Origin of the sequence: Mesorhizobium sophorae, assembly GCF_002270415.1 — a bacterium.
Taxonomy (GTDB): Bacteria; Pseudomonadota; Alphaproteobacteria; order Rhizobiales; family Rhizobiaceae; genus Mesorhizobium; species Mesorhizobium sophorae.
Map to the genome: position 1 here is coordinate 264,127 of NZ_NNRI01000013.1, position 22,358 is coordinate 286,484.

At 63.4% G+C, this 22,358-nt stretch carries 17 protein-coding genes; 11 read left to right on the forward strand and 6 right to left on the reverse strand.

Going from position 1 to position 22,358, the window contains the following annotated elements; all coding sequences use genetic code 11:
* Window positions 1-66 precede the first annotated feature (66 nt).
* Window positions 67-609 (reverse strand): helix-turn-helix domain-containing protein, encoded by a 543-nt coding sequence (locus CGZ66_RS20520; RefSeq protein ID WP_167392214.1) that lies wholly within the window; start codon window positions 607-609, stop codon window positions 67-69.
* Between the two features lie 225 nt (window positions 610-834).
* Between CGZ66_RS20520 and CGZ66_RS20525 the strand changes: the two genes are divergently transcribed.
* Window positions 835-1,539 carry a nitroreductase gene (locus CGZ66_RS20525; protein ID WP_167392186.1) on the forward strand — a complete coding sequence of 235 codons (705 nt, stop codon included), beginning with the start codon at window positions 835-837 and terminating at the stop codon, window positions 1,537-1,539.
* A gap of 42 nt (window positions 1,540-1,581) precedes the next feature.
* Here CGZ66_RS20525 and CGZ66_RS20530 read toward each other — a convergent pair whose 3' ends face one another.
* The 5 genes from CGZ66_RS20530 to CGZ66_RS20550 all read right to left on the reverse strand — a co-directional run bounded on the left by CGZ66_RS20530 (window position 1,582) and on the right by CGZ66_RS20550 (window position 8,352).
* Window positions 1,582-3,024: an MFS transporter gene (locus CGZ66_RS20530; protein ID WP_095087312.1), complete on the reverse strand. Its 1,443-nt coding sequence runs from the start codon at window positions 3,022-3,024 to the stop codon at window positions 1,582-1,584.
* A gap of 176 nt (window positions 3,025-3,200) precedes the next feature.
* Entirely contained in the window at window positions 3,201-3,788 is a 588-nt protein-coding gene (locus CGZ66_RS20535; protein WP_095087313.1) for a sarcosine oxidase subunit gamma, read from the reverse strand.
* Window positions 3,781-6,789 (reverse strand): sarcosine oxidase subunit alpha, encoded by a 3,009-nt coding sequence (locus CGZ66_RS20540; RefSeq protein WP_095087314.1) that lies wholly within the window; start codon window positions 6,787-6,789, stop codon window positions 3,781-3,783. Before CGZ66_RS20540 ends, CGZ66_RS20535 begins: the two co-directional genes overlap by 8 nt.
* Window positions 6,786-7,082: a sarcosine oxidase subunit delta gene (locus CGZ66_RS20545; RefSeq protein WP_095087315.1), complete on the reverse strand. Its 297-nt coding sequence runs from the start codon at window positions 7,080-7,082 to the stop codon at window positions 6,786-6,788. The genes CGZ66_RS20540 and CGZ66_RS20545 overlap by 4 nt, the downstream gene beginning before the upstream one ends.
* A gap of 10 nt (window positions 7,083-7,092) precedes the next feature.
* Entirely contained in the window at window positions 7,093-8,352 is a 1,260-nt protein-coding gene (locus CGZ66_RS20550; protein WP_095087981.1) for a sarcosine oxidase subunit beta, read from the reverse strand.
* A gap of 207 nt (window positions 8,353-8,559) precedes the next feature.
* Here CGZ66_RS20550 and CGZ66_RS20555 point away from each other — a divergent pair, with 207 nt between their 5' ends.
* From CGZ66_RS20555 to CGZ66_RS20600, 10 genes are all read left to right on the forward strand, one after another.
* Window positions 8,560-11,049, forward strand: a complete 2,490-nt coding sequence (locus CGZ66_RS20555) for a mechanosensitive ion channel family protein (RefSeq protein ID WP_095087317.1) — start codon at window positions 8,560-8,562, stop codon at window positions 11,047-11,049.
* Between the two features lie 176 nt (window positions 11,050-11,225).
* Complete coding sequence (locus tag CGZ66_RS20560) at window positions 11,226-11,489, forward strand: hypothetical protein (RefSeq protein WP_167392187.1); 264 nt, start codon at window positions 11,226-11,228, stop codon at window positions 11,487-11,489.
* Window positions 11,490-11,717: 228 nt separating this feature from the next.
* Complete coding sequence (locus tag CGZ66_RS20565) at window positions 11,718-13,151, forward strand: UbiA family prenyltransferase (protein WP_095087319.1); 1,434 nt, start codon at window positions 11,718-11,720, stop codon at window positions 13,149-13,151.
* 3 nt (window positions 13,152-13,154) lie between these two features.
* Window positions 13,155-14,504: an FAD-binding oxidoreductase gene (locus CGZ66_RS20570; protein ID WP_095087321.1), complete on the forward strand. Its 1,350-nt coding sequence runs from the start codon at window positions 13,155-13,157 to the stop codon at window positions 14,502-14,504.
* Window positions 14,505-14,623: 119 nt separating this feature from the next.
* Window positions 14,624-15,055 (forward strand): EamA family transporter, encoded by a 432-nt coding sequence (locus CGZ66_RS20575; RefSeq protein ID WP_095087322.1) that lies wholly within the window; start codon window positions 14,624-14,626, stop codon window positions 15,053-15,055.
* Complete coding sequence (locus tag CGZ66_RS20580; RefSeq protein ID WP_095087323.1) at window positions 15,052-16,059, forward strand: NAD-dependent epimerase/dehydratase family protein; 1,008 nt, start codon at window positions 15,052-15,054, stop codon at window positions 16,057-16,059. Before CGZ66_RS20575 ends, CGZ66_RS20580 begins: the two co-directional genes overlap by 4 nt.
* Window positions 16,060-16,163: 104 nt before the next feature.
* Window positions 16,164-17,594, forward strand: coding sequence for an aspartate aminotransferase family protein (locus CGZ66_RS20585; protein WP_206073741.1), 1,431 nt, complete (start codon window positions 16,164-16,166; stop codon window positions 17,592-17,594).
* Window positions 17,595-17,617: 23 nt separating this feature from the next.
* Window positions 17,618-18,850 (forward strand): hypothetical protein, encoded by a 1,233-nt coding sequence (locus tag CGZ66_RS20590; RefSeq protein WP_095087325.1) that lies wholly within the window; start codon window positions 17,618-17,620, stop codon window positions 18,848-18,850.
* On the forward strand, window positions 18,847-19,605 hold the full coding sequence (locus CGZ66_RS20595; RefSeq protein ID WP_095087326.1) for an FkbM family methyltransferase: 759 nt from the start codon (window positions 18,847-18,849) through the stop codon (window positions 19,603-19,605). The genes CGZ66_RS20590 and CGZ66_RS20595 overlap by 4 nt, the downstream gene beginning before the upstream one ends.
* A 160-nt stretch (window positions 19,606-19,765) precedes the next feature.
* A complete protein-coding gene (locus CGZ66_RS20600) occupies window positions 19,766-22,327 on the forward strand; it encodes a GcvT family protein (protein ID WP_095087328.1) in 2,562 nt (853 codons plus the stop codon).
* The last annotated feature ends 31 nt before the right edge of the window (window positions 22,328-22,358 follow it).

Sequence of the window (22,358 nt, forward strand, 5' to 3'; positions counted from 1 at the left end):
TTCCATTTTTTGTTTTTGATACTTGTCGTTATCCCAAGCCGCTGCACGCTTCTGGGCGACATGCATTCAATAGACTGGCGGCGCAACCACCCAGATGACAACCGCCGGCTCGGCACCCGGATTGCGCCAGCGGTAGGGCTTGCCTTCGAAGCGAAAGGAGTCGCCTTCGCCGAGCCGATGCCAGACGCCCGATATCTCGATGTCGAACAGTCCGGACGCGACGTATCCGGCCTCTTCGGTCGGCCGGCGCGCCTCGTTTTTCAGCTCCGCGCCCGGCGCGAAGACCGAACGCACCATTTCGAAGCTACCGCCGAGATCGGGCGACAGAAGCTCCTCCACCAAGCCGGATTCGCTTGTGCCAAGCGTGCGGCGCCTGCCGGCGCGCACAACCACGCCACGCTCGCTTTCGACCGGCACGTCATGGCTGAAGAACAGGCTGATCGGCACGCCGAACAGTTCAGCGAAGGCTCGGAGATCGCTGAGCGATGGCGTCGACAGGCCACGTTCGACCTGGCTGACCCAGCCGACCGAACGGCCAAGCTTCAGGCCGATCTCGGCAAGCGTCAGCCCGCGCGCCTTGCGCAGCGCCCTGATATCGCTGGCCAGCACGCGTTCGTCAGGTCCCTGCAATGTTCGTGCGATAGGTGAAGGCAAAAGGCTCACTTCATGAAAATTTGCATCCGAATTTCATGAGAAATGAAGCTCATGAAAAAATCAAGTGGATTTTCACGCATGCTCAAGATTTGCTTGCAGGATTTTGACGGTTCATGCAAAGGCTCGGGCACGAACGGCGAGTGGGGACGTCTGGTCGAGACGAGGGTTAAAGGACGGCCCATGCTTGAAAAGAACACCCGAATTGCGGACGAGGCCGAGATTGTCGACGAGGCGATCCTGTCGCGCCGCTCGGTGCGCGCATTCCTGCCCGACATGGTCGACGACGACACCATCCGCGCCATTCTGTCGGTTGCGGCGCGGGCTCCATCCGGCACCAACATGCAGCCGTGGAAGGTCTACGTCACCAAGGGCGAGACCAAGCAGCAGATCACCGACGCCATCCTCAATTCGGGCATCCGCGCTGAAAAGGCCGATTGGGATGACTACCGCTACTATCCCACCCAGTTCTTCGAGCCCTATCTGACCCGACGGCGCGCCAACGGCTTTGGGCTCTATGGCGCGCTCGGTATCGGCCGTCGCGAGGTCGACAAGATGCGCGCCCAGCACGACCGCAACTTCGTCTTCTTCGACGCGCCGGTCGGCATGATCTTCACCATCGACCGCCGGCTCAACCAGGGTTCATGGATCGACTACGGCATGTTCCTGCAAAACATCATGGTCGCGGCGCGGGGCAGGGGCTTGCACACGTGCCCACAAGCGGCGTTCGCCCCCTATCACCGGCAGATCCGGCCGGTGCTCAACATTCCCGACGAGGAGATCGTCGTCTGCGGCATGGCGCTTGGCCATGAGGATATTTCCAAACCCGAAAACGCCTTCCGCACCGACCGCGTGCCTCTGGAAGAGTGGGTGACGTTCAGCGAGTAAGCCGGCCGCCCTGGCCAGAACCGGCCAACTGGGCGTCGAGCCCTATTCCGTGTTCATCTGTGCGCCGTGGCCGCTGACATGGGCGCCGTCCTGCGGCGTCAGCTTGAGATAGGCGAATAGCGCACACAGCGTGATGACGCCCTCGATCACGAACAGGATGCGAAAATCGCTTGCCACGGCCGGGCCGCCGCCGGCCAGAAACGACAGTGCAGCGGCGGCTAGGCCGACGCTGATCGCCACCGCGAGCTGCCACAGGATGTAATAGAGCGCGCTGAAGCGGGCGAGCTGCTCGGGTGCGATGTCGGAATAGGCGAGGTTGCCGGTCGACGCCCATTGCGCGGAGCGGAAGACGCCGAAGACGAAGATGTAGGCAAGCACGATCCACACCGGTGTGGTTGCCTGCATCAAGGCAAATCCAGCGACCATGGCGGCGACGATCGGCGTGTTGCAGACCAGCACGCGGCGGAAGCCGAAACGGTTGAGGACACGCGGCATGAAGAAGCGCATGGCCACCGAACCGACCGCGGCAACGAAAGTCAGCGATCCCGCCTGCACCGCGCTCATGCCGAAGCCGAGCTGGAACATCAGAGGCAGCAGGAAGACGACCGAGCTGAGGCCGATCGTATCCAGGCCACCGCCGGTCAGGAAGGAAATGCGGAAGGTGCGGATGCGCAGGAGCTTGAGATCGAGCAGCGGGTTGCGCACGCGCAGGCAGTAGAACGAGGCAATGGTTAGGATGACGAGCGCGAGCGCCAGTTCACCGGCGATGACTCCGCCGGCCGCATCCTTGGCGGCAAGCGAATCCATGCCGAAGACCAGCAGCACCATGCCGCTGCCGACCAGCAGAAAGCCCGGAAAATCGAACGGCGTGCGCACCGGCTTGGTCACTGTCGGAAACAGCGAGGCTGCAAGCAAAGCCGCCGCCAGTGCGAACGGCACGTTGATGAAGAAGATCCAGCGCCAGGAAATGTAGGTGGTCAGCGCGCCGCCGACGAGCGGGCCGACCAGCGGCCCGGACTGGCCGGCCAGCGAGATGTACATGTTGATCTTCAGCGTGCGGCTGCGCGGAAAGGTCTGCAGGATGACGACCTGGCCGAGCGTGCCCATCAACGCGCCGCCGAACCCTTGCAGCGCGCGGGCACCGACCAGCATCCAGATGTTGTCGGACAACCCGCACAGGGCCGACGCGGTGGCGAACACCAGCAAGGCAAAGCAATAAACGTTGCGCAGGCCGAAGCGGTCGGCGGCCCAGCCGCCAAGCGGCATCGAGATGATCAGGCTGGCGACATAGACGGTGATCAGGAGGCCGAGCTGGCTGGGCGGGCGGCCGAGACTTTCGCCGATGCCGGGCAGGGCCGTCACCACGACATTCTGGTCGAGGCTGGTCATGAAGACGCCGCAGGCGACCGTCAGCGGCAGCAGGAGCAAGGCTCTGGCCGACACATCGGCGCGATCGGTGGCGCCGGCGGATATTTCTGCGGTCATGGGGATGTTCGAACCAAACGACTATGCCGAGCCTGAGACGGGGTTTGATGCCCCTTGGGCCGGTCTTGGCGGCCACGTTTCCCATCATGGCCGCCCGCGGCGCGATTCTCTAGCGGCAGAACCGGCTGGCGTTGATGCCAGAAGCCGCGGCGATGCGGCCATCCGGCCGGCGCTGCCTATTGCACCTCGTAGCCGATTTCCTCGCTGGCATGGCAGAGCGCCTTCCAGAACGAGCGTGCGAACGAGCGGAAGACATAGATGTCGAACTGGTCGGAGCCGGTACGCTGGATCTGGGCGAAGACATCGTGATGGGTGGTCGAGCGGCCGGCGCCAACCGGAAAGGCCGGCAGCGCGAAGTCGATGGCGAAGAACTTCGCCAGCACCCATTCGGCCTTTGGCCCGGCGATGCGAATGGCGGTGCGACCATGCGAAAGGTCGGTCACCGTGCCGATGGCCGGGGTGACCGCCTTGGCAAAGGCGCCGGCCAGGCCTTCGGCTTCATCGGCAACGGTGAATTTTCCCGGCGCGAAGCCGAACACCGACTTCACGCCGTCGCTCAGGCCGCCGCCGGCGCCATCGGGTAGCGCAAGCCCGGCGACGGTACGGATGGCGGCAATCAACTTCTTCTCCTCACCCGGCCAGGCTGCCAGCTGCACGATCGAGCCGGGCCCGGTCTCGGTCAGGATGATCTCGACGCCGTGTTCGAAATTGCCATGCGAGCCAATGTGAAACTCCGGCTCGAGCGGTGATTGGCGCTCAACCATGCATGCGGCTCCCGTCCGGATCGAAGAAGTGGTTGGAGACGATCTCGACCGGCCCGAACCGGTTGCGCAGGGGATCGGAGACATTGGCGCGCGTGCCGTGTCGTGCCTTGCCGCCCTTGACCAGCGCCAGCGCAATGTGCTTGCCGAGCGCCGGCGAATAACAGCAGGCGGTGATGTGGCCGATCGAGCCGTGGGGATTGGCTTCGTCGAGTTGCTCGACGATGTGCGCGCCGCCATTGAGTGGCCGGTTGTCCAGCGCGATCAGGCCGACGAGCTCCAGACGGTCAGACGCGATCAGGCCCTCGCGGTCCATCATCGCCGAGCCGATGAACGGCTTTTTCTTCGACAGCATCCAGTCGAGATGCAAGTCGCGCGCCGTGGTGCGGCCGTCGATCTCGGCGCCGGTGACATGGCCTTTCTCGATGCGCATCGTGCCCAGCGCCTCGAGCCCGTAGGTGACCAGCCCGAACGGCTTGCCGGCCTCGATCAGCGCCTCCCAGACATGGGTGCCATGGCCCGCACCGGAATAGACCTCGAAGGCCATTTCACCGGAGAAGGAGAGCCGGCAAATCATCACCGGGACACCCGATATCTCGCCGTGCACGATGCCCATGAAGGGCAAGGTGGCGTTGTCGACCGATGTGCCGGTGACGCAGGAGGCGAGAATCTGCCTGGCCTTCGGTCCGCCGATCGCCGCGCCCGCCCATTCGTCGGTCACCGAGGTGACGTGCACCTTGAGCTCCGGCCAGATCACGTCGAGGAAATATTCCAGATGCTGCATCACCTTGCCGGCGTTGGCCGTGGTGGTGGTCATCAGGAAATCCTGCTCGCCCAACCGCCAGGTGGTGCCGTCGTCGAAGGCGAGGCCGTCCTCGCGCAGCATCAGCCCGTAGCGGGCCTTGCCGACGGCCAGTGTCGAAAACATGTTGGTGTAGACGCGGTCGAGGAATGCAGCGGCGTCGGGCCCTTGCACCGCGATCTTGCCCAGTGTCGAGACATCGACGATGCCGGCGCTTTCGCGCGTCGCCTTGGCTTCGCGCACATAGGCCTGCTCGACCGTCTCTCCGGCATGGCCGTAGATCATCGGACGGTACCACAGGCCGGCCGAATACATCGTCGCGCCATTGGCGAGATGCCAGTCATGCATCGGCGTCAGCCGCTCGGGTTTCAGGTCACCGAGGCGCTCGGCCGCCAGCGAGCCGATCGATACCGGCGCAAAGGGCGGGCGGAAGCGCGTCGTGCCGACCTCGGGGATCGGCTTGCCCAGCGCCTCGGCCATGATGGCAAGGCCCGGAACATTGGAGCTCTTGCCCTGGTCTGTCGCCATGCCAAGCGTGGTGTAGCGCTTCAGGTGCTCGACCGAGACAAAGCCTTCGCGGTGCGCCAGCCGCACATCCTCCGCAGTCACGTCATGCTGGAAATCGACAAAGCTCTTGCCCTTGGCCCTGATCTCGAACACAGGCGCCGGATCGGGATCCCCAGGAACGGCTTCGACGGTGGGCAACGCCGCCGGCGTGCTGGTTCCACCGGCCGCAGCAAGGCCGGCGGCGCGGCCTTCGGCAATGGCTTCGGTGGTGGAAAAGCTGCCGGTGAAGGCGCCGGCGCCAATCCAGTGCTGCGTTGGCCATTGCTGGGTCGGCTTCGGCGGCAGGAAAGCCTGCCGCGCGGCGTTCCACTCGGCCTTGGCACCGGCCTGGCTGGCCAGGTGAATGGTCGGCGACCAGCCGCCCGACATCAGCAGGCAATCGGCATGGATGCTGCGGGCGTCGCCGGTGAGCGAGCCGTTGGCCATGTCGAAGCGCTGCAGCTTGAGGCCGGTCAGCGCATTGCCGCCCTCTGTGGCGACGACGGCATGACCGGCGAAGATCTCGGCCTCGGCTTCGGCGGCCAGCTTGAGCATCTCGGCTGAAGGCTCTGGCCGGACGTCGGCAATGGCGACGACCGCGGCACCCGCCTTCTTCAAGGCGACGGCCGCTCTGTAGGCGCTGTCATTGTTGGTGAACACCGCGATCCGTTCGCCCGGCAGCACGCCGAATTCGTTGGCGTAGCGCTCGGCGGCATGCGCCAGCATCACGCCTGGCCTGTCATTGCCCGGAAACACCAGCGGCCGTTCGAAGGCGCCGGTGGCGAGCACCACGGAGCGGGCGCGGATCGCCCAATAGCGATGGCGCGGCTCGCCCTTGCCGGGCTGCTCCTTGTGGTCGCTGACCCGTTCGAGCGCGGCAAGCGTGTTGTTGTCGTAATAGCCCCAGACCGTGGTGCGCGGCAAAAGCCGGACATTGTCGCGGCCTTCGAGCTGGGCGACGGCGCGGCGGGCCCAGTCGGCGGCCGGTGCGCCATCGATGGTTTCGCCCGACCAGTTGGCAGAGCCGCCGAAACGCGGCTCGAGATCAGCCAGCATGACCCGGGCGCCCTGATCGGCAGCGGCCTTGGCGGCCATCAGCCCGGCCGGGCCAGAGCCGACCACCAGCACGTCGCAAAAGGCGTTCATGCGTTCGTAGCGGGCCGGGTCCTTCGCCGATCCGGCGCTGCCGAGACCGGCGGCGCGGCGGATGAAATGCTCGCAGAACATCCAGAAACGCGTGCCTTTGAGCGGACCGATCACCGGCCCCATGAAGGTCTTGTAGTAGAAGCCGGCCGATAGGATCTTGCCGCCGAGCTGGTTGACGGCGTTGATGTCCCAGGCAAGCGAGGGAAAGCGGTTCTGGCTGATGGCGACCAGTCCGTCATGGATCTCGACCATGGTCGCCGGAATGTTGGGCTCGCGAACCTCGCCCTTCAGCACCGTCACCAGCGCGTTGGGCTCCTCGACGCCTGCGGTGAGCAGGCCGCGCGGGCGGTGATATTTGAATGAACGCCCGTAAAGGGTGACGCCCTTGGCCAACAGCGCCGACGCCAGGGTGTCGCCGGCATGGCCGGTATAGGCGGCTCCGTCGAAGGTGAAGCGGATGGTTTTCAGCCGGTCGATACGGCCGCCAGTGTCGGCGCGGCGCGGGCTCATGACTTGTCCTCCGCCTTACGGCGTGCGGTCGAGGTGTGGGTGCTGCGCATGAAGGCGACGCTCAAAATCTCATGCGTCAGCGTGTTGCGTACGACCCTGAGATGCGCGCGGCACCCGCCGGAATGCTGCCAGATCTCGTTGTGGTCGCCGGCCGGGTTCAGCCGGTCGTAGACATAGGCGTTCCATGCCTCGAAATTCTGCGAGGCGGGGTCGGGACGCTCGCGGTTGCCGTCACCTTGATAGGTAAATTCGACGACGTCGCGCGGGCCGCAATATGGACAGGTGATCAACATGGGACTTTACCTAATGCAGCCGCGGGTTTGCACCCTGGCCCTTGTCGTCGATCACCAGGCCGCGGTGGAAGCGGTCGAGCGTGAAGGGGGCGTTGAACTCGTGCGGCTGATCCTTGGCGATGGTCCAGGCAAAGCACCAGCCCGAGGCCGGCGTCGCCTTGAAGCCGCCATAGCACCAGCCGCAGTTGAGATACATGCCGGGCAGGGGGCCGGTGGTGATGATCGGCGAGCCGTCCATCGACATATCGCAGACGCCGCCCCAGGAGCGCAGCATGCGCACGCGGGCAAGGCCCGGAAACAGCGCCAGCATCTCGCTCATCACCTCGTCGACGATGGGCAGGTTGCCGCGCTGGGCGTAGCTGTTGTAGCCGTCAATGTCGCCGCCATAGATGAGGCCGCCCTTGTCCGACTGCGACATGTAGAAATGCCCCATGCCGAAGGTGACGACGGTGTCGATGAAAGGCTTTAGCGATTCGGTGACGAAGGCCTGCAGCACGTGGCTCTCGATCGGCATCGTCTCGACGCCGGCCAGTTGCACGACGCGCCCGGTGCTGCCGGCGACCGTCACGGCCACTTTTTTGGCGCGGATGTCGCCGCGCGACGTGGTGACGCCGGTGACGCGGTCGCCGTCGCGCAGGAAGCCGGTGACCTCGCAATTCTCGATGATGTCGACGCCGCGCCGGTCGGCGCCGCGCGCATAGCCCCAGGCGACGGCATCGTGACGGGCGGTGCCGGCGCGCCGCTGCATCAGGCCGCCGACCACCGGGAAGCGTGCGCTGTCGGAGATATCGAGCGCCGGGATCAGGCGTTTGATCTGCGCTGGCGTCATCAATTCAGCATCGACGCCGAGATGGCGCATGGCGTTGCCGCGCCGTGCATAATCGTCGAACTGAGCCGGCGTGTGCGCCAGGTTCAGGCAGCCGCGCTGCGAGAACATGACATTGTAATTGAGTTCGTGCGACAGGTTCTCCCACATCTTCATCGAATGCTCGTAGAAGCGGGTGTTGGCGGGCAGCAGATAGTTCGAGCGCACGGCCGTCGTGTTGCGGCCGACATTGCCGGAGCCAAGCCAGCCCTTTTCCAGCACCGCGACATTGGTGATACCGTGCTCCTTGGCGAGATAGTAGGCGGTTGCCAGCCCGTGACCGCCGCCACCGATGATGATGACATCATAGGACGCCTTCGGATCCGGCTTGCGCCAGGCCGGTTTCCAGTCCTTGTTTCCCTTGAGCGCGTTCGCGAGCAGCGAAAAGGCCGAGTACTCTGCCATCATTGTCATCCGGTTCGGGCGATGCGGCAGACTATAGAGCAGGCCGCATCCGCAAAGCTAATATTGCGCCATCGCCTTTCGACTGGCCGACGCCCGCGATCGGATCAGTGGAGCGATCGGATGCGACGGCTTGCCCCATGATATGGCCGTCTTTATCAATGACAGGCTTTTTAGATGCCTTTGCCGCTCGTGAGTCGCCAACAAATCATGCTTTTCCGGTTGCTTCGCCTCATTTTGATCCTCGCGCTTGTCGTCTCGGCGCCGCCTTCGTTTGACGCGATGGCGCAAGCGCTCGGTCAGGGCGCTGCCGGATTGATCACCGATCAGCAGAAAGTCATCCAGGGTCTGACGGCCAAGACCGACGACCTCGAGAAGAAAATACAGCAGGACGGTGAGGACGATGCCGCACTCGTCGATATCCGTCTGCAACTGGAGGACCTGTCGCGGGCGGCACTTACCAGTGCGCTGGCGTTTCGTTCGCGCCTCACCGACATCAACAATCGGATCGAGGTGCTGGGCCCGCCACCCGCGGCGGGGCAGCCACAGGAGCCCGACATAGTGACAGGCGAACGCCAGGCGTTGGCGTCGGAAAAGGCCGAGATCAACGCAGTCGTCGCCAGCGCGCAGAACCTGTCGATCCGCATCAGCGGGCTGGTCGACAAGATCGGCAACATGCGCAGCGCGCTGTTCCGCAACCTTTTGACCAAGCGCTACGTGCTGTCCGATGCCCTGAGCCCTGAGGTCTTCTCCGACGCCCATGACGAATACGCCAACCTGTACAAGGCGGTGTCGTCCTGGCTGATCTTCGCTTTCAAGTTCAAGTTTAAGGCCATCCTGGCAGCGACCTTCGTGGCGCTCGGACTGGCGCTGGTGCTGCTGGTCGGGGGCAGGCGGCTGTTCGGGCGGGTCTTCGAAGCCGACCCGACGGTCGAGCAACCGTCCTATCTCAGCCGTCTATCGGTGGCGTTCTGGTCGACTTTGCTGCCGTCACTGGCTGTCAGTGTATTCTTGGCCTCCACGGTGTTCTTATTCAACTATTACAATGTGTTGCGTGGCGACATCGGGGTCTTCCTGAACGCGCTGGCGGCTGTCATCGCTGTGGTGTTCGGCGTCAACCGGCTGACCAATGCGGCGCTCGAGCCGCGGCTGCCGAACTGGCGGCTCATTCCCGTCGAAACCGGCCCGGCGCGCTGGCTGGTGCGGCTGACGACCGCCATGGCAGTGGTCATCGGCGTCAACTATTTCCTGTCGATCGTCAACGACAAGATGGGCTCGCCGCTGTCGCTGACCATTGCCCGCAGTTTCGGCGCCACGATCATCTTTGGCGTGATCCTGATCCTGATGGCGATGCTGCGGCCGTTCAGGGCGCGTGACGGAAGCTGGCGGCCGTGGCCGGCATGGCTGCGCTACATGGCGCTCGCGCTCGGTTTGTTCACCATCGCTGCGGCCTTGCTAGGCTATATTGGCCTTGCCATCTTTGTCTCGGTGCAAGTGTTGGTCACCGGCACCATCCTGATCACTTCCTATATCGGCTTCCTGTCGGCCCGGGCGATCGGCGAGGAGGGCGCTTTCGCCGACACGTCCGTTGGGCGCTGGCTGTCGGCCAATTCGAGTTACGATGACGCCGCCCTCGATCAACTCGGCCTCGCCGTCAGCGTCGCCATCAACTTGATGATCGTACTGGTCTTCCTGCCGCTGATCCTGTTGATGTGGGGTTTCCAGCCCGGCGACATCGAGGCCTGGGCCTACAGGCTGGCAACCGGGATCACCGTCGGTTCGGTGACGATTTCGGTCACCGGCATCCTTTCCGGCATCATCGTCTTCATCATCGGCTATTTCCTGACGCGCTGGTTCCAGGGCTGGCTCGATGGTTCGGTGATGGCGCGCGGCAAGGTCGATACCGGAGTGCGCAACTCGATCCGGCTGGCGGTCGGCTACTCCGGTGTTGCGCTGGCGGCACTGGTCGGCATCTCGGCTGCGGGCATCGACCTGTCCAATCTAGCGCTGGTCGCCGGTGCCCTCTCTCTCGGCATCGGCTTTGGCCTGCAGAATGTGGTGTCCAATTTCGTCTCCGGCCTGATTCTTTTGGCCGAGCGGCCATTCAAGGTCGGCGACTGGATCGTCGCCGGCGATGTCAGCGGCACCGTCAAGAAGATCAGCGTGCGCGCCACCGAGATCGAGACGTTCCAGCGGCAGTCGGTGATCCTGCCCAATTCGAACCTGATCAACAACGCCGTCGGCAACTGGACGCATCGCAACAAGCTTGGCCGCGTCGACATCAAGGTCGGCGTCGCCTATGGCAGCGACGTCAAAAAGGTTCACGCCATCCTGACGGAGATCGCACGCGGCCACCCGATGGTGCTGAAGAATCCGGAACCTTTCGTGCTGTTTTCCAATTTCGGCGCGGCAGCACTGGAATTTGAGATCCGCGTGTTCCTGGCCGATGTGATGAACGGCAATATCGCGCAGAACGACATCCGTTTTGCCGTGCTCGAGAAATTCAACGGCGAGCATATTGAGATTCCCTCGATGCCACGCGCTGTCGTCGAGGTCCGCAAGCCAGAGGCCTGGCCGACCGACGACGACAAGATCGAGGCCGACTTCGTCGAACAGGAGCAGGCCAAGGTGGAAGCCGCGGCCGAAGCAAAAAAGCTCGCCAAGACGGGACGCAAGGCGCGCAAGCCCGATCCGGACTAGGCGTGTAGTCAGTCAACTGCCCCTTTAACGCGTGCGCTCGCAACCGAGCAAAGCCAATTGCGGCATGAATGCGGCATTCAGTTGCGGTTCAGCTTCCATCTCATATAAGCTCCCATGCAAAGGCGAAAATGCCTTGCGAAATGCAACAGAGGCGGTGGGAACACCGATACTGCAACATGTGGAAGTCTCTCGTCGCTGCCGTCGCTTTGGCCGCCGCCATCGGCTCGACCCATGCCGCCAGCGCGGTCAACAAGGACGCCGAGACCCGCACGCTGATCGTGACGGAGGGCGGCAGCAAATCAGACCTTGCGCTGGCCGCTGGCGAAACCGTTGAATTCTGCCCGAACGGTTGCTTCGTCACCTTGCCCAATGGCGATCTCGAAGCCCTGACCGGCTCGGAAACGGTCGAGATCTCGGGCGGCGTTGCCCGCATCAAGTAATCCCCGACGGCATGACAGGAAAGGCCGGGCATTTGCTCGGCCTTTTATTGTTTTCGGTAGCGTTTGCTTAACAATGACGCCGGAAATACCGCCGCAACAACCGCCTGCATCCGGGCGTTTTAACGTTCGCTATGCCGTTCCCGGCTATACCAGCTTCAAGACGCCGAAACGCGGCGCGCAACGAGGCTCCGGTTTTCCGGATCATACGATGGCAGGGCAGGACGGGTTATGGATGCGAGGTCGGACAGGAACGCAATACCATTTGCGGTCGATCTCGACGGCACGCTGATTGCTACCGACCTGTTGTGGGAAGGACTGTTCATCCTTCTCAAGAAGAACCCGCTCTATATCTTCCTCGTGCCTTTCTGGGCCGCCCGTGGGCCGGCCCGGTTGAAGCAGGCGATTGCCCAGCGCATCGACATCGATCCGGCATCGCTGCCCTATCGCGAGGCGTTACTCTGCCGCCTGCGGACCGAGCACGCCGAAGGCCGCAAGATCGTGCTGGCGACCGGCACGCCGCGCAAGTTCGCCGATGCCATCGCTGCCCATCTCGGCATTTTCGACCTGGTGCTGGCTACCGACGGTTTCGACAATCTCACCTCCGGCAGGAAGCGCGCCTCACTGATCGCGGCCTATGGCGACGGCGGCTTCGATTACGCCGGCAACAGCCGCCACGACCTCCAGGTCTTCGACGCCGCGCGCACGGCGATCGTCGTGGCGCCCGACCGTCATGCCGCGCGCTGGCAGGCAGCCCACGGCGCCGAAACGATGCCGACGCCCAAGCCGACACTGCGGACGGTCGTCAAGATGCTGCGCGTGCATCAGTGGCTCAAGAACTCGCTGATCGCGGTGCCAATGGTGCTGTCGCATGAATATTTCAACACCGCGATGATCTGGGAATGCCTGCTGGCGTTCGTCTCGTTCAGCGCGGTGGCGTCGGCCATCTACATCCTCAACGATTTCTTCGACCTCGCGCTCGACCGCAAGCATGCCACCAAGTGCAACCGGCCGTTCGCCAGCGGCGCGCTGTCGATCCCGTTCGGCCTTGGCGCGATCGCGGTGCTGCTGGCGATCGGCATCGCCACCGGGTTGCTGTTGTCGCCCGAATTCCTGACCGTGCTTGGCGGCTACATGGTGGTCACGACAGCCTATTCGTTGTCGTTCAAGCGCATGCTGCTTGTCGACGTGCTGACGCTTGCAGGCCTCTACACAATCCGCGTCCTGGCGGGTGCGGCCGCGACCGGTGTCGACGTCTCGTTCTGGCTGCTCGCCTTCTCGATCTTCTTCTTCCTGTCGCTGGCACTGGTGAAGCGCTTCGTCGAACTGCGCACCACAGCCATTCCGCCCGGCGAGCGCATTGCCGGCCGTGGCTATCGCACCGAAGACCAGGAGATCGTCGCCCAGGCCGGAATGGCTTCGGCCTTCTCCTCGGCGCTGGTGCTGGCGCTCTACATGGACAGCGTCGCCGTGCGCGAGCTTTATCCGCATCCGTGGCTGATCTGGCCGCTGGCGCCAATCGTGCTTTATCTCACCATGCGCGTCTGGATCCTGGCGCGCCGCGACGAGATGCATGACGACCCGGTCGTCTTCATCATCCGCGACTGGCGCAGCCAGATCGTCGTGCTGATCGGCGCGGTAATGCTGGTCATCGGAGGCTGGTAAAGGATGGCCGACCGCTTCCAGAGCTTTGGCCTTGCCACGCCGCCGGCACCACGCGCGATCGGTGCCGACGATGGCATTGCGCTGCTGAAGGGCGGCCAGGCCAAGCCGGCGTCGCTGCTCGCCTATGGCAACGGCCGTTCCTACGGCGATTCCTGCCAGAACGAGGCCGGCACGGTCGTCGACATGCGGTCTTTGAACAGCATCCGCGCCTTCAATGCCGAGACAGGCCTTCTTGAAGCCGATGCCGGCGTGCTGTTATCCGACATCATCGCAAACGCTGCCCCTTACGGCTTCTTCCCGGCGGTTGTTCCAGGCACCCAATTCGTCACGCTCGGCGGCGCCATCGCCAATGATGTGCATGGCAAGAACCATCATCGGCGCGGCACTTTCGGCTGCCATGTCGAGGCCTTGACGCTGCTCAGGTCCGACGGAAAGACCCGTCGCTGTTCGGCGACCGACAATGCGCGGCTGTTTCGGGCGACGATCGGCGGAATGGGGCTGACCGGCCTCATCCTGTCGGCCTCGATCCGGCTGATGCGAGTGCCTTCGCTCGACATCGTCGAGACGGCGACGCCGTTTCGCGATCTCGGCGAATTTTTCGGTTTGGCCGAAGCGGCCGACCAGGCCAATGAGTACGCGGTCGCCTGGATCGACCAACTGGCCGGTGGCCGCAACAGTGGTCGCGGCCTGCTGTTTACCGGCAATCACGCCGAGCACGGCTCGCATGCCGCCGCGCGCGCCGGCGGCACGCTATCGGTGCCGGTCCAGCCGCCTTTCAATGTCCTTAACCGGCCGTTCCTGACCGCCTTCAATGGCGCATACAGGTGGAAGAAGGGCCGGTCCGCGGCGCCGCGCCAGGTCGGATACCAGGGCTTCTTCTTTCCGCTTGATGGCGTGCGCGACTGGAACCGGCTTTACGGACCGAAAGGGCTTTTCCAGCACCAGAGCGTGGTCCCTGAAGAGACGGCGCACGAGGCGGTGCCGGCGCTGCTGGCGGCTGCAAGGCTGGCCGGGCAGGGTTCGTTCCTCACCGTGCTGAAGCGGTTCGGCTCGATCCGCTCGCCAGCGCTGCTGTCGTTCCCGCGTCCCGGCTATACGATGACGCTGGATTTCCCCAACAGAGGGGCGGCAACGCTTGCGCTGCTAAGGCAACTCGACCGCATCACCGTCGAGGCCGGCGGCGCGGTCAACCCCTATAAGGATGCCCGCATGGGCGCCGACATCTTCGCTTCGTCCTTTCCCGAATGGCAGCGGCTGGAGGCGTTGCGCGATCCCGCCTTCATGTCGTCATTCTGGGCTCGGACGGCAAGGAAACTCGATGCGCGACGCGGCACGGTCGAGGCGGCGGAATAGACTTGAGTAATTCTTGGTTATCGAATCATTAAATTGACGATTCACTCAAAACATTCTCGTGGCTTCACGAAATGTTTGCGGGTTTGTAATAGGAAGCGTGAAGGGGTGGTTGGGAACACATGAAATACATCGTCTTCATTCTCTTTACGGTCATGACCAATGCCGCTGCGCAGCTGATGCTGAAGCAAGGCATGATGTCGCTCGGGCCGATCTCGTTCGAGGGCGTCAATCCCCTGGTCAAGCTGTTGCAGATCGTCTTCAGCCCCTGGGTGTTCCTGGGCCTGTGCACCTTCGTCATCTCGATGGCCTCGCACCTCTATGTGCTGTCCAAGGTCGAGCTTTCCTTCGCCTATCCGTTCCTCAGCCTCGCCTATGTCGCCGTCGCCATCTTCGCGTATTTCGTCTTCCGCGAGGATCTCAATGGCTGGCGCATCGCCGGCATCGCCTGCATCTGCGTCGGCACGGTGCTGATCGCGCAAAGCGGGCGCGGGCATGAGGCGCAAACGGCTTCGCTTTCTTCCGACAAGATTCACAGCGAGACTATCCAATGAGACATGTGATTTTCGGTGGCGACGGTTTCGTCGGTCGCCATCTTGCCCCGAAGCTTGTCGCCGATGGTGAAGAGGTTGTCGTCGCCGACATCGTCAGGAGCGACCTGCCGCATTACCGCAATGTCCGCTTTATCAAGTGCGATGTCACCGATCCGGCCTCGGTCGCCGCGGTTGGGCTGAAGGCCGACGACATGGTCTACAATTTGTCGGCCAAGATGCTGTCGCCGATCCAGGTTCGCGCCAAGCGGCATGATTTCTTCTTCCCGGTCAATTTCCATGGCACCGAGCACATCATGCAGGCGATGGACAAGGCCGGCGCAGCCAAGCTCGTCCACTACACGACCGACATGATCTATGGCCACACGGTCACCCAGCCGATGACGGAGGAGCATCCGGTCGCGCCGCTTGGCGAATATGGCTGGTCGAAACAGAGGACCGAGGAACTGGCCGCCGAATGGCGCAAGCGTGGCATGTCGATCTCGCTGTTCCGCCCGCGCCTGATCATCGGCCCCGGCCGTCTCGGCATTCTGGAAAAACTGTTCAAGCTGATCGACTGGAGCTTTCCGGTGCCGATGATCGGTTCGGGCAGAAACCCCTATCAGTTCATCTCGGTGTTCGACTGCGCCGAGGCGGCGCGCGCCGCCTGGAAGGCCGGGGTGCCTGATGAGGCCTATAATCTGGGCTCGCTCAACCCGCCGCCGGTGAAGAAACTGCTCGGCGACCTGATCAGACATGCCGGTTCGAAATCGATCCTGATCCCGACGCCGGGTTGGGCGGTCAAGCGCACGCTCGACCTGCTCGACCTGATGAACATGCCGATCATGGATCCGGAGCAATATCTGATCGCCGACGAAGAGTGCGTGCTCGATGTCTCCAAGGCGGAACGCCAGCTCGGCTGGGTGCCGCAATATCGCGATGAGGACATGCTGATCGCCGCCTACAGCGAGTACCGCGCCAAGAAGGCCGGTCACGCTGTCGCCACCAAACATGTGCCGGCCGAATAGCGGCTCGCAAAACAGTTTTCGTTGCGCACGATCCCGGTCATGCGCGCAGACAGGAGATTGAAATGACCGTCATGGCCAAGCCCGAACAGACGAGCGCGCGCACCATGGTCAGCGCGCCGGCGCTGTCGCCCGCCACGATCGCCAAGCCCGACCTGATCAGCGTCGAGCAGGCCAAGGCGATGGACGTCGCTGTGATGACCGACCTGTTCAAGGCGCATCTCAATCCCGGCCAGCTGCATTTCATGAAGCTGCTCGGCTTCCACAAGATCAAGATCGAGCGCGCCGAGGGCATGTTCTACATCGACCAGAACGGCCGCAAGATCCTCGATTTCTTCGGCGGCTTTGGTTCGCTGGCCTTTGGCCACAACCATCCGCGTATTCTGGAAGCGCGGAAAAAATTCCAGGAGGAGAAGCGCCAGGAGATCGCCATCGCCTTCATGTCGCAGTATGCGGCGGCCCTGGCGCACAACATCGCCAAATGCTCACCGGGCGATCTCGACATGGTGTTCCTGGGCTCGTCAGGCTCAGAGGCGATGGAAGCGGCGGTCAAGCTCGCCGAGCGCGCCGCAGGCCCGAAGCGGCCAAAAATCGCCTATGCCGAGAATTCCTTTCACGGCAAGACCAAGGGCGTGCTGGGCATCACCGACGGCCAGCTTTATCGCGCCGACTTCAAGATGGCGGAGAATACGGTCCGCATCCCCTTTGCCGACATTGAAGCGGTCGAGCGCCTGTTCCGCTCCGACCCGGAGGTCGGCGTCATCGTGCTCGAAACCATCCAGGGCGGCGGCGGCATCATCCAGGCTCCCGCCGAATACTGGCAGAAGCTGCGCGCGTTGTGCGACCAATATGGGGTGCTGTGGGTCGCCGACGAAGTGCAGTGCGGCTATGGCCGCTCGGGCCGCTTCTATGCCTTCGAGCATTACGGCGTGGTTCCTGACGTGACGGCGCTGGCCAAGTCGCTTGGTGCCGGCAAGGCGGCGGTTGGCGCGATGATTGCCCGGCGCGAGGTCTACATGAAGGCCTATGGCACGCCGAAGACGGCGATGATCCATGCTATGGCGACCTTCGGCGGCATGGGCGAGGCCTGCGTCACCTCGATCGAGGGGCTCAACGTGCTCTATGACGAGGGGCTGATCGACAACGCTGCGGTCACCGGCGATTACCTGCTGCAGCGGCTGCAGGCGCTTAAGGACAAATATCCCAAGATCATCAAGGACGTCCGCGGCAAGGGCTTCATGGTCGGCCTGGAGTTCCACGACTTCTCGCAGACCTTGCCGATGGTGCTGCGGCCGATCGTCAGCGTGCTCGACGACAAGCTGAAAGGCTCGCTGTCGGGCTTCATCGGCGCGCTCTTGCTGCGTGACTACGATGTGCTCGTCGCCTTCACCGAATACAATCGCAACGTCATCCGGCTCGAGCCGCCGCTGATCTGCCAGCGCGAGCATGTCGACCGTTTCGTCGATGCCTTCGACAGCCTGCTGTCGCGCGGCATCGTGTCGATCGTCAAGGATTTCGTCAAAAGCCAAGTCCGGTAAAGCGAAGGTCGCTGGGCAAAATCATGCTGACCAAGTCTCCCGCTGAGAAAAACCGACTCGACCGGCTCACCGAGGCCGGCCTGACGTGGGGCGAGGGGACCTATGCGCGGTTGGCCGCACCTATCGGCGCGGCGGCTTTCGCGCTCTACATCCTACTGACGGCGTTCACGGCATGGGTGATGCCGGACGCCAACTGGGACATGCTGCCCTATCTCGCCATCGCCGAGGAAGGCACCTATCCCGATGCGCAGGCGCTGCACGACTATGCCTACAGCACCATCAAGGCCGGCGTGTCGGCGGGCGACTACAAGACGCTGACCGACGATGGCGGCGGCTTCCGCAGCCATATGGCGGAGAATGCCGCCGACTTCCATTCGCTGCTCGGCATGTATCGGATCAAGTTCCTCTATGCCGAGATCCTGTCGACGATGAGTTCGGCGATGTCGCCGGTGGAGGCTATGCGGCTGGTCTCGGTGTTGTCCGTGCTGTTGTTCGGCGCGATCGCGCTGCTCTGGCTGCGCTCGGAGCATGCACTGGCGCTGGCGCCTGTGGTCGGCGCGGTGCTGATCATGGCCGACTTCGGCGGCGCGGCGCGTGCCTCGACGCCTGACCTGTTGTGCTCGGCGCTGTTCCTCGGCGGGCTTTACGCCTATGTCCGCGGCCGCGAGGCGGCAACGGCGATCCTGCTCTTCCTCGCCTTCATGGCGCGGCCGGACAATATTGTTTTCCTTGCCATTTTCGCTGTGTTGCTGGTCGTTTTCCGGCAGAAGGCATGGGGCGCGCTGGCCGGCTTCGCCGTGTCCTTCGTCGCCTATTTCGCCATTACGCACTGGGCCCATCACCCCGGCTGGTGGCCACATCTGTGGTTCTCCAGCATCCAGCAGCACTACAATATGGACGGGTTCGAGCCGCCATTTTCGATCGCGGCTTATCTGCGGGCGTTCGCCACGTCGCTGCTGCGTGCCGTCAGCCTCAACAGCTGGGTCGGCGTCTCGGTGCTGGCTTTGGCCGGCTGGTACACGGCCGGCCGCGCCGGCTTCCGCCTCGAGCGTCGCGCCGGCATACTGTTTGCGGCGCTGGTGCTCGGTGTGCTGGCGAAATTCGCCGTGTTCCCGATCCACGACACTCGCATCTATTTCCCCAATCTGATCCCGCCGTTCCTGCTGCTGGCGACGCCGCTGATGGCGCTGTGGGCAACAGTGGCCCGTGGCCAGCATCGCGCCGCCCTGCACGTCTTTCCCGGAGACAAGTCATGAGTTCCGTATCCAGCCTGGCGCGCGTCGCCCTGTCGCTCGGTCTTCCCAGTGGGCTTCTCGATCGCGGGCCGTCGCTGCGTGGCACAAAATTCCTGGCCAAGGCGGCGCTGAAGGCGCGCTTCGGCGGATCAGGGCGCCCGTTCCAGATGGTCAATGTCGGCGCCTGCGACGGCGCGTTGTTCGATGACGTCACGCCGTGGCTGCACCGCATAGCTGGTGCCCGCGCCATGCTGGTCGAGCCGATCCCGTACAATCAGAAGCGGTTGCGCGCCAACTATCCCGACACGAGCCGGTTCATCATCGAGCCGGTGGCTGTCACCAAGACGAAGGGCACGATCACCGTCCACACCTTCGATGCCGCCGCACTCGAGGCCGGCACGTTGCCGATCGAGTTCATCGGCTGCTCGTCGGTGACCGACACCAATCTGATGTCGGGCAAGAATGCCTGGGGCGAGGCCGATGCCAACTTCAACAAGTTTGCGCCGCATCTGAGAGATATCGAGGTGCCGTCGGAAACGCTGCAGACCCTGCTCGACCGCAACGGTATCAGCTATATCGATGCCTTCCTCGTCGATTGCGAGGGCGCCGACTGGGTCGTCTTCGAACAACTCGACCTCAAGCGCTATCGCCCAGGCATGATCAAGGTTGAGGTCGGCGCGCTGCCGGCCGCCGAGATCGGCCAGGTCGTGGTCAAGCTGAAGACGTCAGGCTATCAGGTCGGCTTCCAGGCCGAGGATGTGTGGGCCTTCGCCTAAGTTGGCCTCCTTCGGCTGAAAAAGAACCGGCCGATGCTTCCCACGTGGACCATTCGGTCGTCTGGTCGCTCGGCTTTTTGCCAATGTCGCAAACAGGCTTCATCAGTGCCACCGCTCCGCCCTATAGTCCGCCCGCTTTATCACTTTGGAGTCGCGGGCAATGGCAGAGTTTCCGAAAAAGGCGAAGGTCGTCATCGTTGGCCTGGGCGGCATTGTCGGTGCATCGATCGCCCATCACCTGATCGAACGCGGCTGGGACGATATTGTCGGCATCGACAAGTCCGGCATCCCGACCGACATCGGCTCGACCGCGCATGCCTCCGACTTCTGCTACACGACCAGCCATGATTTCCTGTCGTGCTGGACGACGCTGTACTCCATCGATTTCTACGAGAAGATGGGCCATTACGCGCGCATCGGCGGGCTCGAAGTGGCTCGCGTTGGCGACGACAGTCGCATGGACGAGATCAAGCGCAAGATCGCCTCGGCCAAGGCATTTGGCACGCGCGCGCGCCTGATCGAACCGGCCGAGATCAAGGAAAAATTTCCGCTGATCGAAGAAGGCATGGTGCAGGGCGGCCTGTGGGATCCCGATGCCGGCCTCGTCATCCCGCGCTCGCAGACCGTCGCCGGCAAGCTTGTCGACCAGGCGGAAGCCTCCGGCAAGCTCAAATCCTTCGCCAACACGCCGGCAAAGTCGCTCATCGTCAAGGACGGCCGCATCACCGGCGTGGTGACCGATCGCGGCACCATCGAGGCCGATTATGTCGTGGTCTGCGCCGGCATCTGGGGCCGGGTGATCGCGGAGATGGTCGGCGAGGATCTGCCGGTCATGCCGATCGACCATCCGTTGACCTTCTTCGGCCCGTACAACGAGTTCGCCGGCACCGGCAAGGAGATCGGCTGGCCGCTGCTGCGCGACCAGGGCAATTCGGCCTATATGCGTGACACAGGCGATCCCAAGACCGCCGAGGGCGGGCAGATCGAATGGGGCTATTACGAAGAGACCAATCCGCGCCTTTGCCATCCGCGCGACCTCTTGGAGAAGGACCAGGCCCGGCTTTCCCCGTCGCAGCGCGATCTCGACATGGAGCAAATCCTGGGGCCGCTCGAACGCGCCATGGAGTTGACGCCGATCCTGGGCGAACTCGGCTACAACGAGAGCCATTCCTTCAACGGTCTCTTGCAGGTGACGGCGGATGGCGGCCCGTCGATGGGCGAAAGCCAGAAGGTGAGGGGGCTGTGGTATGCCGTCGCCATCTGGGTCAAGGACGGCCCAGGCATGGGCAAGCTGATCGCCGACTGGATGACCGACGGCCGCACGGCGATCGACCATCACGCCATCGACTATGCGCGTTTCTATCCGCACCAGACGAAGGAGCAGTTCATCTGGGACCGCTGCACCGAGACGGCGATGAAGGTCTACAATCCGGCGGTGCATCCGCGCGAACCCTTCTCCAAGGCCCGCAACATCAGGCGCTCGCCGTTCTGGGAGCGCGAGAAAGAGCTCGGCGGCTATTTCATGGAACTGGGCGGCTGGGAGCGGGCGCATGGCTACGCCGCCAACGAGCATCTTCTGGAGAAATACGGGAACCGGGTGCCGGTGCGCGAGAACGAGTGGGACAACCGCCATTTCTGGCGCGTCTCCAATGCCGAACATCTCGCCATGAGCGAGGATTGCGGCATCGTCAACCTGTCGCACTTCTCGATGTATGACATCGAAGGGCCAGACCATGTCGCGTTGCTGGAATGGTTGTGCGCAGCCAAGATCGGCGGCGACAACAACATCGGCAAGGGCATCTACACCCACTTCCTCGACGAGGAAGGGATGGTGCGCGCCGACTTCACCGTCATCCGCATGGCCGACCGCTGTCGTTTGATCGACGGGGCGGACGCCGGCCCGCGCGACTTCCAGTACATGCGCCGCACCGCGCAGGACAAAGGTTTCGACGTCACCATCACCGACGTGACCGAGAAATACGTCACCATCGGCATCTGGGGTCCGAATGCCCGGGCGACCTTGCAGAAGGTGGTCGAGAATCCGGACGGGCTCTCGCTTGAAAACTTCCCGTTCGCGGCGATCAAGCCGGTCCGGATCGGCGGCAAGGACGTCACCGCCTTCCGCATCTCCTATGTCGGCGAGCAGGGCTGGGAATTGCATATGCGCTACGAGGATGGCCTCGCGGTCTGGGACGCGCTGCGTTCGACCGGTGTGATGCCCTTTGGCGTCGAAACCTATGCCAACACGCGCCGCATGGAAAAGAGCCTGCGCCTGCAGAATGCCGACCTACTGACCGAGTACAATCTGCTGGAAGCCGATCTAGCCCGTCCGAAGGTCAAGGAGAACGATTTCTGCGGCAAGGCCAGGCATGTCGAGTACCGCGCCCGCGAGCACCAGCCGGCCACGCTGTGCACGCTGGTGATGACCGAGAATGTCGATTCGAAAGGCGTTGCCCGCTATCCCGTCGGCACGATGCCGGTGATGGACCCGAAGACGGGCGAAACGCTGGTCGACGATCTCGGCCGCCGGTCGTTCACGACGTCGATGGCCTATGGTCCGACCATCGGCAAGAACATCGGCCTCGCCTATCTGCCGTGGGCGTTTGCCCAGGAAGGCCGCAAGCTCGCCATCGAGTATTTCGGTGAGACCTATCCGGTTGAAGTCGCGGCGGTCGGCTACAAGCCGCTCTATGACCCGGAAAACCTCAAGCCGCGCAGCTGAGCGCCGGCAAGCGCGAAACAGCGTGAACGCG

What these genes read in the sequence shown, in the direction of transcription:
- CGZ66_RS20525 (WP_167392186.1), top strand. Translation starts at nt 835, where the DNA reads ATGCTTGAAAAGAACACCCGAATTGCGGACGAGGCCGAGATTGTCGAC.
- CGZ66_RS20590 (WP_095087325.1), top strand. Translation starts at nt 17,618, where the DNA reads ATGCTGACCAAGTCTCCCGCTGAGAAAAACCGACTCGACCGGCTCACC.
- CGZ66_RS20570 (WP_095087321.1), top strand. Translation starts at nt 13,155, where the DNA reads ATGGCCGACCGCTTCCAGAGCTTTGGCCTTGCCACGCCGCCGGCACCA.
- CGZ66_RS20555 (WP_095087317.1), top strand. Translation starts at nt 8,560, where the DNA reads ATGCTTTTCCGGTTGCTTCGCCTCATTTTGATCCTCGCGCTTGTCGTC.
- CGZ66_RS20565 (WP_095087319.1), top strand. Translation starts at nt 11,718, where the DNA reads ATGGATGCGAGGTCGGACAGGAACGCAATACCATTTGCGGTCGATCTC.
- CGZ66_RS20550 (WP_095087981.1), bottom strand. Translation starts at nt 8,352, where the DNA reads ATGGCAGAGTACTCGGCCTTTTCGCTGCTCGCGAACGCGCTCAAGGGA.
- CGZ66_RS20585 (WP_206073741.1), top strand. Translation starts at nt 16,164, where the DNA reads ATGGTCAGCGCGCCGGCGCTGTCGCCCGCCACGATCGCCAAGCCCGAC.
- CGZ66_RS20540 (WP_095087314.1), bottom strand. Translation starts at nt 6,789, where the DNA reads ATGAGCCCGCGCCGCGCCGACACTGGCGGCCGTATCGACCGGCTGAAA.
- CGZ66_RS20545 (WP_095087315.1), bottom strand. Translation starts at nt 7,082, where the DNA reads ATGTTGATCACCTGTCCATATTGCGGCCCGCGCGACGTCGTCGAATTT.
- CGZ66_RS20595 (WP_095087326.1), top strand. Translation starts at nt 18,847, where the DNA reads ATGAGTTCCGTATCCAGCCTGGCGCGCGTCGCCCTGTCGCTCGGTCTT.
- CGZ66_RS20600 (WP_095087328.1), top strand. Translation starts at nt 19,766, where the DNA reads ATGGCAGAGTTTCCGAAAAAGGCGAAGGTCGTCATCGTTGGCCTGGGC.
- CGZ66_RS20575 (WP_095087322.1), top strand. Translation starts at nt 14,624, where the DNA reads ATGAAATACATCGTCTTCATTCTCTTTACGGTCATGACCAATGCCGCT.
- CGZ66_RS20580 (WP_095087323.1), top strand. Translation starts at nt 15,052, where the DNA reads ATGAGACATGTGATTTTCGGTGGCGACGGTTTCGTCGGTCGCCATCTT.
- CGZ66_RS20530 (WP_095087312.1), bottom strand. Translation starts at nt 3,024, where the DNA reads ATGACCGCAGAAATATCCGCCGGCGCCACCGATCGCGCCGATGTGTCG.
- CGZ66_RS20535 (WP_095087313.1), bottom strand. Translation starts at nt 3,788, where the DNA reads ATGGTTGAGCGCCAATCACCGCTCGAGCCGGAGTTTCACATTGGCTCG.
- CGZ66_RS20560 (WP_167392187.1), top strand. Translation starts at nt 11,226, where the DNA reads ATGTGGAAGTCTCTCGTCGCTGCCGTCGCTTTGGCCGCCGCCATCGGC.